This window comes from Pseudomonas sp. DCB_AW (genome assembly GCF_026240895.1).
GTDB classification, from domain to species: Bacteria; Pseudomonadota; Gammaproteobacteria; order Pseudomonadales; family Pseudomonadaceae; genus Aquipseudomonas; species Aquipseudomonas kermanshahensis.
Genome location: NZ_JAPFCE010000092.1, coordinates 1 through 16,864, shown reverse-complemented (window position 1 = coordinate 16,864; position 16,864 = coordinate 1). Strand labels below are relative to the sequence as shown.

General features: G+C 61.3%; 10 protein-coding genes and 1 rRNA gene. 7 read left to right on the top strand and 4 right to left on the bottom strand.

Annotated elements, in window-relative coordinates:
• Window positions 1-3,463: retention module-containing protein (locus tag OO306_RS25980; RefSeq protein WP_265970234.1), on the bottom strand; the 3,463-nt coding region annotated here is incomplete at its 3' end.
• Window positions 3,464-3,813: 350 nt separating this feature from the next.
• On the opposite strand from OO306_RS25980, the gene OO306_RS25975 reads away from it, so the two are divergent.
• The 3 genes from OO306_RS25975 to OO306_RS25965 are packed head-to-tail and all read left to right on the top strand — an operon-like array spanning window position 3,814 to window position 8,718.
• Complete coding sequence (locus OO306_RS25975) at window positions 3,814-5,151, top strand: TolC family outer membrane protein (protein WP_099428030.1); 1,338 nt, start codon at window positions 3,814-3,816, stop codon at window positions 5,149-5,151.
• Window positions 5,152-5,195: 44 nt separating this feature from the next.
• Complete coding sequence (locus OO306_RS25970) at window positions 5,196-7,352, top strand: type I secretion system permease/ATPase (RefSeq protein WP_027595480.1); 2,157 nt, start codon at window positions 5,196-5,198, stop codon at window positions 7,350-7,352.
• A 7-nt stretch (window positions 7,353-7,359) separates the two neighbouring features.
• The gene (locus tag OO306_RS25965; RefSeq protein WP_027595479.1) at window positions 7,360-8,718 is read left to right on the top strand and encodes an HlyD family type I secretion periplasmic adaptor subunit; all 1,359 of its coding nucleotides are present in this window, start codon (window positions 7,360-7,362) and stop codon (window positions 8,716-8,718) included.
• A gap of 114 nt (window positions 8,719-8,832) precedes the next feature.
• On the opposite strand, the gene lapD is transcribed toward OO306_RS25965, so the two are convergent.
• Window positions 8,833-10,779: a cyclic di-GMP receptor LapD gene (gene lapD / locus OO306_RS25960; protein WP_265970233.1), complete on the bottom strand. Its 1,947-nt coding sequence runs from the start codon at window positions 10,777-10,779 to the stop codon at window positions 8,833-8,835.
• A gap of 10 nt (window positions 10,780-10,789) precedes the next feature.
• Window positions 10,790-11,551: a cysteine protease LapG gene (gene lapG, locus OO306_RS25955; RefSeq protein WP_265970232.1), complete on the bottom strand. Its 762-nt coding sequence runs from the start codon at window positions 11,549-11,551 to the stop codon at window positions 10,790-10,792.
• 205 nt (window positions 11,552-11,756) lie between these two features.
• Between lapG and OO306_RS25950 the strand changes: the two genes are divergently transcribed.
• From OO306_RS25950 to OO306_RS25935, 4 genes are all read left to right on the top strand, one after another.
• On the top strand, window positions 11,757-12,446 hold the full coding sequence (locus OO306_RS25950; RefSeq protein WP_265970231.1) for a GntR family transcriptional regulator: 690 nt from the start codon (window positions 11,757-11,759) through the stop codon (window positions 12,444-12,446).
• A 115-nt stretch (window positions 12,447-12,561) separates the two neighbouring features.
• Window positions 12,562-13,065, top strand: a complete 504-nt coding sequence (locus OO306_RS25945) for a sigma-70 family RNA polymerase sigma factor (protein WP_265970230.1) — start codon at window positions 12,562-12,564, stop codon at window positions 13,063-13,065.
• Window positions 13,062-14,030, top strand: coding sequence for a FecR domain-containing protein (locus OO306_RS25940; protein ID WP_265970229.1), 969 nt, complete (start codon window positions 13,062-13,064; stop codon window positions 14,028-14,030). Before OO306_RS25945 ends, OO306_RS25940 begins: the two co-directional genes overlap by 4 nt.
• A 172-nt stretch (window positions 14,031-14,202) precedes the next feature.
• Window positions 14,203-16,617 (top strand): TonB-dependent siderophore receptor, encoded by a 2,415-nt coding sequence (locus tag OO306_RS25935; RefSeq protein ID WP_323055838.1) that lies wholly within the window; start codon window positions 14,203-14,205, stop codon window positions 16,615-16,617.
• Window positions 16,618-16,670: 53 nt separating this feature from the next.
• Here the strand turns inward: OO306_RS25935 and rrf are convergent.
• A 5S ribosomal RNA gene (rrf, locus tag OO306_RS25930) occupies window positions 16,671-16,786 on the bottom strand.
• Window positions 16,787-16,864: the final 78 nt, after the last annotated feature.

Here is a 16,864-nt window from a genome sequence, read left to right as displayed (position 1 = left end):
GAACGGTGATGACCGTTTTGCCGTCACTCAGGGTGAAGTACAACGGCGCGTGGTTATCGATCGGCAGACCATCTTTGTTGGTCAGGGTGACGGTGTAAGTGATCTCGCCGCCTTCGGTGACCGAAGGGGTGGCGGTCAGCTTGGCGATGACGTCGTCAGTGGTATCAGTCACTTTTACCGACGCTGCGTCGCCCAGCTGCAGGTTCTCGAAGGCACGGCCGTCAACATCGACCGCGGACTTGATGCCCAGGCTGATTTCGCCGGCGTCTTTGTAAACGTCGTCGCCCTGTGCTTCGTGGGTGTACGGCGCGCTGGTTTCACCCGCTTTGATAGTGACCTGAGCGTTGTTACTCAGGGTCACAACCAGGTCGTGGGTCAGAGCGGTGTTGATGTGGACGGTGAAGGTCGGCTTGACGTTCTCAGCAACCGAAACCTGGTCAGCGGTAATGGTGACCTGCACCAAGTCGCCCTGGTTACCGGTACCTGGAGTACCCGAACCCGGTTCGTCCGTCACAGAAGTGGTGACGGTTTCATCACCCAGAGTCAGCTTCTCGAAGCTGTCTGCACCCGAAACCGACTCAAGCTTGTTGGCAATAGCGGCCTGGCCGCCGACGTACACGTCATCGTTAACCGTGATGGTCGCGGTACCAGAGGCACTGTCAGCCGGAATCGTGACTTTTGTGCCGTCGGTCAGGGTGAAGGTCAGTGCCCCGTGCTGAGTGACCGAAAGCCCCTGCGCGTTGGTCAGCGTGACGGTGTAGGTCACCTGGCCGCCTTCCGCCACAGTCGCCTTGTCGACAGTCAAGGTTGCAACGACTTCGCTGATGGTGTCCGAAATCTCGACGGTAGCGGGACCACCGATGGCCAGATGCTCGAAGGTTGCACCCGAAACAGTGGCATCGGTGACGCTCAGCGTCACGGAGCCCGCGTCCTTGATGACGTCATCGCCCTGAGCCGGGGTCTTGTACTCGACTTCGGTCTTGCCGGCCTCGATGGTGACGGTTTCGCCATTCGACAGGGTCACGGTCAGCGGACGGTCCAGCGCCTGGCTCACTTTGATCGTGAAGGATGGCTGCTGGTCTTCAGTGACATTACCGTTACTGACGATGCTTACGGTGACGGTATCGACACTGTCATTGATTACAGTGGACGCTGGGGTTGGGTTCGGCGTCAGCTGCTCGAAGTTGCCGCCAGTAGCGTCCTTGATCGTGACACTTACGGTCGAGCCGTTGTTGTAGACGTCGTTCGCCGGGGTCTGGAAATCAACGCTGCCTTGAGTCTTGCCGGCTTCGACGGTGATGGTCTGGCCATTGGACAGGGTCACAGTGACCGGCGTCTGGGCAGGGTTGCTCAGCGTCACGGTGTAGGTGATCACACCGCCTTCGGTGACCGACGGATTGGCAGTCAGGGTCGCGGTAGTGACATCGACCGAGTCATTGATCGTGGTCTGAGCCGGGGTCGGATTCGGCGTCAGCTGCTCGAAGTTGCCGCCAGTAGCTCCGGTGATGGTGGTGCTAACGGTCGAGCCGTTGTTGTAGACGTCGTTGGCCGGGGTCTGGAAGTCAACGCTGCCTTGAGTCTTGCCGGCTTCGACGGTGATGGTCTGGCCATTGGACAGGGTCACGGTGACCGGCGTCTGGGCAGGATTGCTCAGAGTCACGGTGTAGGTGATTACGCCGCCTTCAGTCACGCTTGGCGACGCAGTCAGGGTCGCGGTAGTGACATCGACCGAGTCATTAATCGTGGTCTGAGCCGGGGTCGGGTTCGGCGTCAGTTGCTCGAAGTTGCCGCCAGTTGCGTCCTTGATCGTGACACTTACGGTCGAGCCGTTGTTGTAGACGTCGTTGGCCGGGGTCTGGAAGTCAACGCTGCCTTGAGTCTTGCCGGCTTCGACGGTGATGGTCTGGCCGTTCGACAGAGTAACGGTCACAGGCGTCTGGGCAGGGTTGCTCAGCGTCACGGTGTAAGTGATCACACCGCCTTCGGTGACCGACGGATTGGCAGTCAGGGTCGCAGTAGTGACATCTACCGAGTCATTGATCGTGGTCTGCGCCGGGGTCGGGTTCGGCGTCAGCTGCTCGAAGTTACCGCCAGTAGCGCCGGTAATGGTGGTGCTAACGGTCGAGCCGTTGTTGTAGACGTCGTTGGCCGGGGTCTGGAAATCAACGCTGCCCTGGGTCTTGCCAGCTTCGACGGTGATGGTCTGGCCGTTCGACAGGGTGACGGTGACCGGAGTCTGGGCAGGGTTGCTCAGGGTCACGGTGTAGGTGATCACGCCGCCTTCGGTGACCGACGGATTGGCAGTCAGGGTCGCGGTAGTGACATCGACCGAGTCATTGATCGTGGTCTCGGCCGGCGCAGGGTTAGGCGTCAATTGCTCGAAGTTACCGCCAGTAGCACCGGTGATGGTGGTGCTAACGGTCGAGCCATTGTTGTAAACGTCATTGGCCGGCGTCTGGAAATCAACACTGCCCTGGCTCTTGCCAGGCTCAATGGTGATCGTCTGGCCATTGGACAGGGTCACGGTGACCGGCGTCTGGGCAGGGTTGCTCAGGGTCACGGTGTAGGTGATCACGCCGCCTTCGGTCACCGAAGGGGTGGCGGTCAAGGTCGCCGTGGTGGTGTCGATGGTATCGGTAATCTGCGTAACCGCCGGCGTTTGCGGCAGGGTCACGATCAGACCGTTACCACCGGTGGTGCCGGTTACGGTGGTCGAAATCTGACCACCGTCGATGTACGGGGTGTCATTGGCCGGGATGGTGACGTTGACGCTACCGCTGGTCTGCCCTGCCGGAATGACGATCACTGCGCCGTTGGCCAGGGTGACGATCAGGTTGGACGTCGGCGCCTGGCCAACTGTCGCGGTGTAAACGATTACGCCACCCGCTTCGGTGATGGAAGGGGTGGCGTTGAGTACAAGGGCGGTGGAGACGTTGGTCTCCGTTGTGGGCGGAATGACCTGGTTGTTGTTGCTGGTGTCCACCGCGCCAACGTCTTCATTGTCCAGCGCTGCGGCAAAGCCCAACGGCCCGGTTGGGAAGCCGATGCTCGGGTCGACCCGGCCTGCGGTCTCCTCAAGCATGACGAAGCTGTGGCCACCGCCCAGCGCACCGCCACCGCCCGCCGCTGCCGGGCCTGCTGCGGTAGCTTCAAGCTCGGTGGTCGGGTCGACACCCGCGGCGATCGCCTGCTGCAGCTCTTCAACCGACGGTGCGGCCTGCGCAGTGGCCTGGCTCAGGTCGGCGCTGCTGTAAGGCGCATCCGCGCTCCACTGGCTGTCACGGCCCAGGTCGAGCATACGGCCGTCGGCCAACTCGAGGGTTACCGCGCCGCCTGGGCCGGTGAGGACTTCCTCACCCGCCAACAGGCGGTCACCTTCGATGAGTACACGCCGGATGCCCTCTGGGGATACCGCAATAACCTGGCCGACAATGCTTTTGACGATGGCTACAACGCTGCTCATTGGACTCTCCGTGTGACCCGATTGGGGTACTTCCCTGCCAGAGCGGCGCTCTTGAAAGCCACTTCAGGCGGAACTGTGTCGATTGATGTGTTGACGATTTTGACGTCAAAATTCCGTCTATAACTGTTTGGAATTAACTATCTGCCAAACTATTGACCTTATACTCGCCATCCTAAACAATCGGCAATGTAATGTCACATTGATATTTGCACCTTTGCCACCCCTTCCTTTAGTACTAATCCAGTGCCCGTCGGAAGTTCGCTCATCGGTCAGATCAGGTGCCATTTTCCAGGCCCTGAAAACCTTCAACCGTGATTCAGGACAACTGCGCCTTCGGGAACCCGCCAAAAATGCGTGCGTCACTGTTTACCGTTCTTCCCATCACCCTAGCCGCCACGTTCGTACAAGCACAATCCTTGCCCGAAGCCATGCAAACAGCCCTTGAGCGCCACCCGGAAATCCAGGCCGGCGTGAATGCTCGCGTGGCCGCGGATTACCAGCTGCGCGCGGCCCAGGGCGGCTACTTGCCGAGGGTCGATGTAACGGCGGGCTATGGGCGCGAAGGTACCGATAGCCCGAGTACCGGTAACCGCTGGGACACACTGAACCGAGGTGAGTCAGCAATCCGTCTTCGCCAAATGGTTTTTGACGGTTTTGCCACGTCAAACGAAGTCGACCGTCAACAAGCCACCGCCAACGCCCGGGCCTACTCCCTGATGGGCACCTCCGAGCGCACCGCACTCGACGTCGCCCAGGTCTATCTGGATGTGCTGTCGCGGCGCGAGATGGTGCGCCTGGCCGAAGACAACCTGAGCAACCACGAACGTATTCTGGATCAGATCAAACTGCGCACCAGCCGCGGCGTCGGCCGCCTGGCTGACTTGGACCAGGCCGAGGCACGCCTGGCCCAGGCGCAAAACAACCTGATCACCGAGAAGACCAACCTGGCCGATGCCAGCACCAATTACCTCAGCGTCGTCGGCCAGATGCCCGATGAACTGAGCGCACCGGCGCCGTTCATCGACCTGCTGCCCGCCACGCTGGATGAAGCCCGCACGCAGTTGGTTGAAAGCAGCCCGGTGCTGCGCTCGGCCGAATCGGACGTTGCCGCCGCAGAAAAACAGTACGAGGCCGCAAAGTCGTCCTTCTACCCCCGCTTCGATGCAGAACTCGGACGAACGGCGGATAACAATATCGACGGCACAGCAGGCCATAACAACGAATGGCAGGCTATGCTGCGAATGAACTTCAACCTGTATGCTGGCGGCAGCAACAAGGCAGACCTGGAGTCCAAGTCGTACCTGTCCAACCAGGCGCTGGATATCCGCAACAATGCCTTGCGTCAGCTCAATGAAGAGTTGGGCCTGGCATGGAATGCTCAGGAGAACGCCAACGCCCAGTTGCCGATCGCCCAGCAGTACGTCGATCACAGCAACCGTGTGCGCAGCGCCTACCAACAGCAATTCAGCCTGGGCGAGCGAACCCTGCTCGACTTGCTCGACAGCGAGAATGAAACCTTCACTGCCCAGCGTCGCCTGGTGGAAGTGAAGAACATACAATTGTTTACTCAGTATCGAATCAAGGCGACCATTGGCCAACTGCTCAAGAGTCAGGGTGTCGTAGCCCCGATGGCCACCGTTGTGCAGAACGATCTGAAACCAAGGGTGAGCCTGCCAGGCCTGAACTGAGGCCCACCCTGCCCCACCCACCGCAAGGATGAAGAGAGCGCCGCGTGGAATCCGAAGTCAGTCGAGTCCAACTCAGCCACGATCCACGCAGTCAGCATGACGATCCCTTGCTGGATAGTCTGCTGAGCCTGTGTGTCCTGCACCAGAAACCTGCAAGCCGGGTCATGCTGACCACCGGCCTGCCGCTGCCCGCGCAGCGCCTGAGCCCCGAGCTGCTGCCCCGTGCGGCGGCCAGGGCCGGCCTGCAAGGGCGGCTGCTGCAGCGCAAACTGGAGCAGATCCCCAGTATCGCCATGCCAGCCATGCTGTTGCTCAAGGAAGGCCGCAGCGCCGTCCTGCTGGGCTGGGAGAATGAAGACACCGCACGCCTGCTGCTCAGCGAGAGCGATGGTGGCGAGGTGCACGTCAGCCGCGAAGCGCTGCTCAGTGACTACAGCGGGCGTGTGTTCTTCGCCCAGCCGCAGCACAAGTTCGACGTCAACCACGGCAACCTCATCCCGCGCGCGAAATCCTGGTTCCGCGACACCTTGCTGCGCAGCAAATGGCTGTATATCGACGCCATCGCCGCCAGCCTGGTGATCAACCTGATCGCCTTGGCAGCGCCGCTGTTCGTCATGAACGTGTATGACCGGGTGGTGCCCAACCAGGCGACCTCGACCCTTTGGGTGCTGGCAGTCGGCATCGCCGGGGCCTACTTCTTCGACCTGATCCTCAAGGGCCTGCGCGGCCTCTGCCTGGACTTGGCCGGCAAGAAGACCGACCTGATCATCTCGGCGACCTTGTTCGAACGCATTGTCGGGATGTCGATGAAGTACCGCCCGGCGCGGGTCGGCAGCTTTGCCCAAAACATCCATGAGTTCCAGGGTTTACGCGACTTCCTCGCCTCTTTGACCCTGACCAGCCTGATCGACCTGCCGTTCACGCTGCTGATCCTGATCGTCATCGCCATCATTGGCGGGCACCTGGTGTGGATCCCGGTCATCGCCTTCCCGCTGGCCCTGGGCATCGGTTACGCCCTGCAGCGGCCGCTGATGGCGACCATGGAGCGGACCATGGCCCTGGCCTCGGAACGCCAGTCGAGCCTGATCGAGACCCTGGCAGGCCTGGATGCGGTCAAGGTCAACAACGCCGAAAGCGAGCGCCAGTACATGTGGGAACAGACGCTCGGCACCCTCAGCCGTCTGGAACTGCGCGTGAAGGTGCTGTCGAGCCTGGCGATGAACATCACCCTGCTGATCCAGCAACTGGCTGGCGTGGCGATGATTTGCGTCGGGGTCTACATGATCATCGACGGCAACCTGAGCATGGGTGGCCTGGTCGCCTGTTACATGCTCAGCGGCCGTGCCCTTGGCCCGCTGGGGCAGCTCAATGGTTTGCTGGCCCGCTATCAGCAGGCCAAGGTGACCATGGTTTCCACCGACCACATGATGGAGCTGCCGCAGGAACGCAACTTCGAAGAGCGCCCACTGAGCCGCCGGGTGCTGCAGGGCAGCATCGAGTTCCGTGGGGTGGACTTCACCTACCCTAACCAGCAGAACCTGGCCCTCAAGAACATCAACCTGACCATTCGCCCCGGCGAGAAGGTGGGCATCATTGGCCGAAGCGGTTCGGGCAAGAGCTCGTTGGCCAAGCTGATCGTTGGCCTGTATGAATCCGACGGCGGGTCGCTGCTGGTCGATGGCGTGGATATCCGCCAGATCGACGTCAGCGAGCTGCGCCACAATATCGGCTACGTGCCCCAGGACATCCAGCTGATGGCCGGCACCCTGCGCGACAACCTGGTCAGCGGCGCCCGCTACATCGAAGACGAAATGATCCTGCAGGCCGCAGAGCTGGCAGGTGTTCATGAGTTTGCCAGGCTGCACCCTGACGGCTATGAGCTGCAGGTGGGCGAACGTGGCCAGAACCTCTCCGGCGGCCAGCGGCAGAACGTCGCCCTGGGCCGTGCATTGCTGCTCAACCCACAGATCCTGCTGCTCGACGAACCGACCAGCGCCATGGACAACACCGGTGAAGAGCGCCTCAAGCAGCGCCTGCAGGCGGTCATCGAAAACAAGACGGTGCTGCTGGTGACCCACCGCGCCTCGTTGCTGTCGCTGGTGGACCGGCTGATCGTGATCGATCGCGGGCAGATTGTCGCCGACGGCCCGAAAGCCGCGGTCATGGATGCGCTGAAGAAGGGGCAGATCAGTGTTGCATAAGCTCGATATGGGGCAATTCAAGGATGGCCTGCGGCGCTACTTCAAAGGCTCCGACTCGCTTGGCGGGCAGCCACTGCCTGAGGTCAACAAGGCGCTGATCGAGGACGCGCCACGGGTGGTTCGCCTGACCATCTGGGGTGTGATCGCGTTTTTCGTGTTCATGATCGTCTGGGCCAGCGTCGCGCCGATCGATGAGGTCACGCGGGGCGAAGGCAAGGCCATTCCGTCGTCCAAGGTGCAGAAGATCCAGAACCTTGAGGGCGGCATCATCGCAGAGATCTACGCCAAGGAAGGGCAAATCGTCGACGTCGGCCAGCCCTTGCTGCGCCTGGACGAAACCCGCTTCGCCTCCAACGTCGGTGAAACCGAGGCCGACCGCCTGGCCATGGCGCTGCGGGTCGAACGTTTGAGTGCCGAGGTCGAAGACCGCCCGCTGAAAATCGATGAAGAACTGCGCAAGGCAGCGCCCAGCCAGGCAGCCAACGAAGAGTCGCTGTACCTGAGCCGGCGCCAGCAACTGCAGGACGAAATCGGCGGCCTGCAGCAACAGTTGGTACAGCGCCAGCAAGAGCTGCGCGAGTACACCTCCAAGCGCGCCCAGTACGCCAACAGCCTGCAACTGCTGCGTCAGGAAATCGCGATGTCCGAGCCGCTGGTGGCCCAGGGCGCGATTTCCCAGGTTGAAGTGCTGCGCCTGCGCCGTGCCGAAGTGGAGAACCGTGGCCAGATGGACTCAACCGCGCTGGCCATCCCGCGCGCCGAAGCGGCCATCCGCGAAGTGCAGAGCAAGGTCGAGGAGACCCGTGGCAAGTTCCGCAGCGAGGCGCTGACTCAGCTCAACGAGGCCCGCACCGAGCTCAACAAGGCCACTGCCACCAGCAAGGCATTGGATGACCGGGTACACCGCACCATGGTTACCTCGCCAGTACGCGGTATCGTCAAGCAGCTGCTGGTCAACACCATCGGCGGGGTCATCCAGCCGGGTAGCGACATCGTCGAAGTGGTGCCGCTGGACGACACGCTGGTCATCGAGGCGAAGATCCTGCCCAAGGACATCGCTTTCCTGCACCCTGGGCAGGAGGCGACCGTCAAGTTCACCGCCTATGACTACACCATCTACGGTGGCCTCAAGGCCAAGCTGGAACAGATTGGCGCCGACACCATCACCGATGAAGACAAGAAGACCACGTACTACCTGATCAAGTTGCGCACCGACCGCAGCCACTTGGGCACCGATGAGAAGCCGCTGCTGATCATCCCCGGGATGGTGGCGACGGTGGACATCATGACCGGCAAGAAGACCATCATGAGCTACTTGCTCAAGCCGATCATGAAGGCGCGTTCGGAAGCCTTGCGCGAGCGTTGAGTCTTACGCAATCCCGGTAGGAGCAGCCTTGTGCTGCGAAGAGGCCAGTGGCAGCACGGAAGATTATCGGTGCCGCCACTGGCCTCTTCGCAGCACAAGGCTGCGCCTACCCGTTCAGCGCCAGGGTGCGGGCTCACCCACCAACTGCCCCTGAATACCACCCACGCCCATTTCCCGCAGCACCAACCTTTCCCCTTCCGTCTCGACCCGTTCAGCAATCAACGGCAGGTCGATGCTGTGCGCCGCGCGCTGTATCGCTTCGATGAACAGGCGCTTGTGTTGTTCATGGTCGATGTTACGGATATAGCTACCATCGATCTTCAGGTACGCAAGGCCCAGGTGCGCCAGGTTGCCAATCATGCTGAACCGGCCGCCAAAGCGCTGCAGCGCCAGCCCGAAGCCATGCGCGTGCAGGCGCCGGGTCAGCTGTTCGAGGGCTGACTGTTCGGGCAATTGCTCTTCGCCGATCTCGAATGTCAGGCGTGGGCCCAGCGCCGCATGCTGGCTCAACAGCTCGTAGACGCGTTGCAGCGCCTTGGGGTCGGCCAAGGTTGCAGCGGACAGGTTCAGCGCCAGCACCTGATCATGAGTGCGCAGGTGGGCAAGCACCTTTTCCAGCACCAGCAGATCCAGGCGTGGCATCCAGCCAAAGCGCTCCAGCCAAGGCAAGAAGCGCCCGGCCGGCAACGCCTCGCCCCGCTCATCGTGCAAACGCGAGATCACTTTGTGGTGCAGTACCCGTTGCCCTGTGGCGCAGTCCACCACCGGCTGGAAGAACAGTTCGAATTGCCCATTGACGAAGGCCTGGTCGAGCCGCTCATGCCAGGCATGATGGCTATCACCGGCCACCGCGGCCGCACCCTGTTCAAGGCACACCCAGCCCGGCGCCGGCTGGTTTTCGGCACGCGCCAGGGCCTCGTCGGCGAGCTTCAGCAATGCCTGTGGCGCATCGCCGGGGGTGAACGGCGCAAGGCCGATGCATGCCACCGGGTCGACATCACTGGCGCCCGTCTCGTGCAGGCTCTGCAGTGTCGCCTCCAGAGCCTGGGCAAGCTGTACCGCTTCTTCATGCACCATGCCCGGCGCCAGCACGGCGAACTCGCCCCCACGGCTGCGCGAGATCAGGTCTTTGGTCTCCGGGTAGCTGGCACAGGTGCGGCGCAGCTGCTCACCCACTGCCTGCAACAGCTGATCGGTGCGCTGCCCGCCCAGGCGCGCGTTAAGGCCTGCCAGGCCCTGAACCCGCAGCAACAGCAAGTAACCGGCGCGCGCCTCTTCCAGATTGCTGACGCGCGTATTCAGTTGCATCTCGAAATAGCGGCGGTTGGACAAGCCGGTGAGGCTGTCCTGGTAGGACTCTGCGCGCAGCCGCTCACTGCGCTCGGCCTGCTCGGTAAACAGTGCCTTGAGCTTCTCGACCATCTGGTTCATTGCCTGCACCACACGGCGCAGCTCAGGGGTGCGCGGCAGGTCTGGCAGGCTGAGGAATTCGCGCCGGGCGATGGCATGGGATTGCTCGACCATGTAATCCAGCGGCCGCAATTGCCGACGCAGCAGCAAGGCGCCGAGCACCGCGCTGGCAGCACCGCACAGCAACAACCAACCCAGGCTGCCCAACGCACTCTGCCAGAGCTTGGCAATGGCGAACATCGGATGGCTGATCACCTCCACCCGCGCCGCCTGCTGCCAGCCACGGCTAACGATGGCATCCCCACCTGCGGCTTCAAGGCCAATGAGGTGGACGAACCAGGCCGGCACCCCCCCCGGGTCGGGCTCGGCGTGGCGCTCCACCAGCACGGCATTGGAGCCCAGGTCGACAACCTTGATGCTCGCATAGTAGCCACTGTCGAAGATCGAGCTGACCATCAGTTCGACCATCGCCGGGTCGTCGATATTAGGCGTCAGCGACAGCGCCAAGGCAGTGGCCGCGTCCTGGGCGTGCGAACGCAACTGGTTGACGTACTGGCTGCGCGAGCTCTCCAGGCTGACCATGAAGCTGCCGCTGAAAGCGACCACCAGGAACAGGCAAATGGCCAACAGCAATTGTTTGAACAGTGACATCTGTGCTCCTTCAGTAAACCGGCTCGGCCGGGAACCCTTCGGCCTGCATTTTCTTCAGCAAATCCTGCCAACGTGACAGGCGCTTGGTATCGCCGACCTTCTTGTTGCCGGCGGCGCCAGTCAGCCACAACCCCTCGCCATTGAAGGCGTACACCGGCAGCAAGTCGGGGCGCTGGCTCGCCGGCTTGATGGCATCCATCAGGCTGTCGAGCACCAACGGCTGAGCCTGTGGGCTGGCATAATAGGTCAGTACCATGTGCGCCCGGTTCTGCCGCAGCGCCTTGACGTAGGTGATGCGCAGCTTCTCGCTGGGGATGCCCATACGTCGCAGACTAAAATACTTGGCAATAGCGTAGTCCTCGCAATCACCGGCCCCCTTGATCAGGGCCTGGACCGGCGTGGCCCAGTAATCGACCTCATGCCACAAGTCGATGTCTTCGACGTAGCGCAATTGCTGGTTGAAGAAGCGATTGACCACTTGCAGCCGTTCTAGCTCACTGCCCTGCTTCTGCGTGGCCATCAGGTTCTGCCAGGCGTCGATACGCCCCTGCCCCGCGCCAAGCGGGCCATACAGCGCCTGCGACTGGCGGCTGATCTGGGAAAAATCCCAATCCGCGTGCAAGCCGCCCAGTAGCAAGCTACCCAGCAGCGCGGCAAGGCCGACACGTCGCACAGCGGTTTTGAACATCCAGGATATCGCCACTGCGAAGACCTGTTCAGACCCGTCGAAAGCAGCGATGGTGCGGCCTGCCAGTACAAAAAACAATGGCACCCTGCAATCACGCAGCCAATGGTCGGGCCATACTGACTTTATGGCTATCTCGTTCTATGTACCGCTTCCTTTGCCAAGCGACTTCATACACCATAGCCGCGGCCTTGGGTCGGCCGCTCCAGTGCGGTCGACGGTTTGACAAGCCCCCTTGCCTGTTACTAGTGTCATTGGATCCAACTTTTCTTATCGTCGAGGCAGACTCCGCGTGGCCGAGAAAATCAAACTGAGCAACGTGCTGGCTAGCGAACAGCTATCCCCACACATGGCACGTGCTGTTATCGAGGAGCGCCTGCGCAGCGCCATTCTTGATGGTCGTCTGCCGCCAGGTACTGCCGTGCGTCAGCAAGAGCTCGCCACCTTGTTCGGGGTCAGCCGCATGCCCGTGCGCGAGGCCTTGCGCCAGCTCGAAGCGCAGTCGCTGCTGAACGTGGAGATGCACAAGGGCGCAGTGGTTGCGCCCTTGATTGGCGAAGACGCGGTGGACACCTACGCCCTGCGTGTTCTGCTCGAAAGCGAGGCCCTGCGCCAGTCCATTCCGTTGCTCGATGCCGATGACATCGCCCGCGCGCGCGGGTATATCCAGCAACTGGAAAACGAAACCCGTCACGCCGAAATCGGCCGCCTCAACCGCTTGTTCCACATGGCGCTGTACAGCAAGGCGCCGAACAAGAAGTTGCTGCGCCTGATCGAGAACGAACTGAACGAAGAAGAGCGCTTTCTGCGCTTCCATCTCTCGTCGATGGGGCTGGGCAAGCTCACCCAGGACGATCACAACGCGCTGGTGGAGGCGGCCAGCGACAAGCTGGTGGATGAAGCGGTCGCAGTGCTTGAGCAGCACTTGAACTCAGGGGCGCGTGTTATCAGGCAGTATCTGGATTCACAGCTAGGGCGATAGCGGGTTCTGAGCGGGATAGCCGGTCACCCGACATCAGCCTGTTGCAAAATAAACGGGCTCCGCAAACAATGAGACTAATTATCATTTATGTCCATTGAAGCCAGCGCCCTCCTCCATGCCTTCCAATGACTCCGTGCAAACGCTCTACAGTGACCACCACGGCTGGTTGCATGCCTGGCTGCGTAGCAAGCTGGGTAACGCCGCCGATGCCGCAGACCTGGCCCAGGACACGTTCGTCCGGCTGTTGCAGCGTGGCGAGCAGGTACAGCTCAATACGCCAAGGGCCTTCTTGCGCACCGTGGCGCGCGGGCTGGTGATCGATCACTGGCGCCGTGAAGAATTGCACCGGGCTTACCTCGAAGCCTTGGCCCACCTGCCGGAAGCCTTGGCACCCTCGGTGGAAACCCGCGAGGTGCTGCTCGAACTGCTGGAGCGTATTGCTCGCATGCTCGATGGCCTCAAGCCAAAGGTGCGCCGCGCTTTTCTGCTGGCCCAGTGCGAAGGGCTGAAACACCAGGCGATCGCCGAGCAGATGGGTATCTCGGTGCGCACGGTGGAGCGCTACATTGCTGATGCGCTCTACCATTGCTACCTGCTGCGCTTTGAAGACGAGCGATGACAGCCGCCGCCCCTTCCGCCAAAGCGGTCAAGCAAGCCATTCAGTGGATGCTCAGGCTACGAGAAAGCGGCAATAGCCCCGTGCTGCTGCAGCAATGCGAGCAGTGGCGTAGCGCACGGCACGAGCACGAACTGGCCTGGCAACGGGTGGTTCACCTGCATCAGGACCTTGACCTGCGCGCCATCCCCGGCGCGGGGGTTGCCCTACAGACCTTGGAAACCAGCCAGCGGCGCCTGCACCGTCGCCAGGCGCTCAAGTTGCTTGGCTGCGCCGCCATGGCGGGCTCGGCGACATGGCTGGCGAAAGACCTCGATACCGTCAGCGGCTGGACTGCGGACTACGCGACTGCCACGGGCGAACGGCGTAGCTTCCAGCTACCCGATGGCTCGCTGATGCAACTCAACACGCGCAGTGCGGTAGACCTCGCTTTCGACGATCAGCAGCGCTTGCTCCACCTCAGGCATGGGGAGCTGATGCTCACGTGCAGTGACGCACATAACCAGGCTCGCCCTCTGCTGGTACAGACGCAAGATGCCCTGCTCGAAGGTTTCGACGGGCGCTTTGTGGTGCGCCAGGAGCGAGACTGCACGCAGGTCAGCGTCAGCCACGGCAACGTGGCGATACACCGGCCGGGGAACGGCCAGGTGCAGTGGATTGCCAGCGGCCAGCACTGGCGCCTGGACGCCCAGGGCGCACAACGCCTGGAGAGCGTGGCCATGGACCCAGCTGCCTGGAGCGAAGGGCTGATCGTTACCCGCGACATGCGCTTGCGCGACTTTCTTGAACAGGTGGGCCGTTATCGCCACGGCTACCTGGGTTGCAGCGATGAGATTGCCGATTTACGCCTGTCTGGTGTGTTCCGCCTCGAGGACCCTGAGCAGCTGCTGCAATTGCTGCCACAAACGCTGCCTGTGAGGCTTCGTCAACGCACGCGCTGGTGGATACGTGTGGAGCAGGTTGCCTGACTTCACCCAAGCGCTGATCTTTTTGGCGGGTTTTGGGCGCCGATCCGGCTAGGACAGTAAGCATCGTCTTCTGCCCTCCCACCCTTCAACGGACTCTTTCATGCCCATCGCCTCACCACACGCACGCCCGTCCAACGAGAATGATTTTCGACCTGTCTTGAATTCAGCAGCTCTGCGCAAAGCAGTCCAGGCAGCTTTGTTCGGCACAGCCTTGGGCATGTCCACCCTGCCCCTCCATGTTCTGGCCGCCGAAGCGCCCCAGGTTAGCCAGCAGTACGCGATCCCGGGTGGGGAACTGAACGATGTACTCAACCAGTTTGCCCGCCAGGCGGGGATCACCCTGTCGAGCACGCCGCAGTTGACCAACGGGTTGCAGTCCAATGGCTTGCAAGGGCATTACTCGCCTGATCAGGCCCTGCGCCAACTGCTCAATGGCAGCGGCCTGGAAGCCGTCAGCCAGGGTGGGCACAGCTACGTGCTGCGGGCCCAGCCTGAAGAGGCCGCATTGTCGTTGCCAGACACCGACGTGCGCAGTTTTACCCTGGGTAATGCCCTAGGCAGCATGGACGGCTACAACGCCACGCACAGCCAGGTGGCCACCAAGACCAGCATGCCGTTGGTGGAAACCTCACAGTCGGTTTCAGTGGTTACCCGTCAACAGATGGACGACCAAGGCTCGCAGACCGTTGCCCAGGCCATGCGCTATACGCCAGGTGTGCTGACCAACCCCTATGGCGCCACGCACCGCTACGACTATGTGGCAATGCGCGGCTTCAACGACGGCTCGGTAGACAACATCTACGTCGATGGCCTGAAATCCATGGGTGACAACGGCACCTACAGCACCATGCAAGTGGACCCGTACTTCCTTGAGCGCATCGACATCCTGAAGGGGCCGTCTTCGGTACTCTATGGCCGCAGCTCCCCAGGGGGCCTGGTGGCACTGACCACCAAAAAGCCACTGTTCACGCCATTCCATCAAGTGCAGGCCACAGTCGGCACCCAGGGCCAGCGTGGCATGGGTTTCGACTTCAGCGGCCCGGTCGATGACGACAAACGTATCGCCTATCGCCTGACAGGTTTGGCCGATAGCGCTGATACCCAGTTCGACCACAACAAGGAAGAACGCTACGCCATAGCACCGGCTGTCAGCATCGACTTCACTGAAGACACATCGCTGACGCTTCAGGCGTATCTGCAGCATGACCCGAATGGTGGGTACCACGGCGGTAACCCGGCAGACGGCATGCTGCACAAGCGCAACGGGCTGCGTCTGTCAGATCACTTCTTTGAAGGCGAGCCTGGGATCGACAACTACGAACGCACTCAGCAGTCGTTCAGCTACCAGTTCGAGCACCGCTTCAACGATGTGTTCACCGCCCGGCAGAACTTCCGCTACCAGGACTCTGACGTCTCGATGGACCAGGTGTATTCCGCTGGCTGGGCAGATGCCGACAGCAATATCCTCAACCGCGCCTATACCGGCGGCGACGAGCGCCTGCACTCCTACATCATCGATAACATGCTGCAGGCAGAGTTCTTCATCGGTGCGGCCAAGCATACCTTGCTGCTTGGCACCGACTATCAACACCGCAAAGCCGACGTGGAATGGCGCTACGGCACGGTCGATGCGCTGGATGCCGGCAACCCTCAATATGGCAATGGCAACCTGCAGGTACTCGGCGAGAACCGCTACCAGCGTCGCCTGCAGCAGACAGGGGTGTATTTACAGGACCTGGTCGAGCTCGACCAGTGGCGCTTCTCGCTGGGGCTGCGTCAGGACTGGGTGAAGGTTTCTGAGGAAAACCGCGACAGCAACACCAAGGTCAATGACGAGCGCACCAAGTTCACCACTCGAGCAGGCGTGCTCTACTTGTTCGAGAATGGCCTGGCGCCTTATGTCAGCTACTCGGAGTCGTTCAACCCCAATACCGTGTCCGACCAGGATGGCCGCCCACTGGCGCCGACCGAGGGCACCCAGTGGGAAGCAGGTATCAAGTACCAGCCGCCAGGCAGTGACAACCTGTTCACCGCCTCGGTGTTCCGCATCGAGCAAGAGAACCTTGCCTCCAAACAACCGAACGAGGAGTTCTATCGCCCTGTGGGTGAAGTTCGCTCACAGGGGCTGGAGCTGGAGGCCCATGTTCAGCTGACTGATAACCTCAAGCTGTTGGGCGGCTACACCTTTACCGACATCGAGTATGCCAAGACGATGCCGAGCCTGGTGTCGACCCAGTTGGACAACAAGGGTAATTCGCCCACCCAGGCACCCAAGCAGATGTTTTCGCTGTGGGCCGACTACAACTTCCGGCAGGGGGCGCTGGACGGCCTGCGGCTGGGCGGCGGGATGCGCTATGTGGGCTATAGCTGGGTGGATGCGGAAAACAGCATGAAGGTACCCTCCTACACGCTGTTTGACGCTTCGATCGGGTATGACCTGGGCAAGGTCGGCCTCACCGGGGTGGATGTGCGCCTGAATGCGAACAACCTGACCAACGAAAGCTACATCACCTCATGTGCCAGCCTGAACTACTGCTACATGGGTGAAGAGCGAAACGTAAGCGCTACGGTCAGCTATCAATTCTGACCGGAAAAGACAAAGCCCCTGTCTGCATCGCAGACAGGGGCTTTGGGTTTGAATCTTGACGATGACCTACTCTCACATGGGGAAACCCCACACTACCATCGGCGATGCATCGTTTCACTGCTGAGTTCGGGATGGGATCAGGTGGTTCCAATGCTCTATGGTCGTCAAGAAATTCTGTAGCCAGAATGTCCAGATGGACAGCCCAGCGAATTCGGATATGCGATATGTGTGGTTACGAACTTTCGGG

Bases quoted from the DNA above. Each gene is read 5' to 3' on its own strand.
- OO306_RS25975 (WP_099428030.1), top strand. From the start codon at position 3,814: ATGCGTGCGTCACTGTTTACCGTTCTTCCCATCACCCTAGCCGCCACG.
- OO306_RS25965 (WP_027595479.1), top strand. From the start codon at position 7,360: ATGGGGCAATTCAAGGATGGCCTGCGGCGCTACTTCAAAGGCTCCGAC.
- lapD (WP_265970233.1), bottom strand. From the start codon at position 10,779: ATGTCACTGTTCAAACAATTGCTGTTGGCCATTTGCCTGTTCCTGGTG.
- OO306_RS25945 (WP_265970230.1), top strand. From the start codon at position 12,562: ATGCCTTCCAATGACTCCGTGCAAACGCTCTACAGTGACCACCACGGC.
- OO306_RS25940 (WP_265970229.1), top strand. From the start codon at position 13,062: ATGACAGCCGCCGCCCCTTCCGCCAAAGCGGTCAAGCAAGCCATTCAG.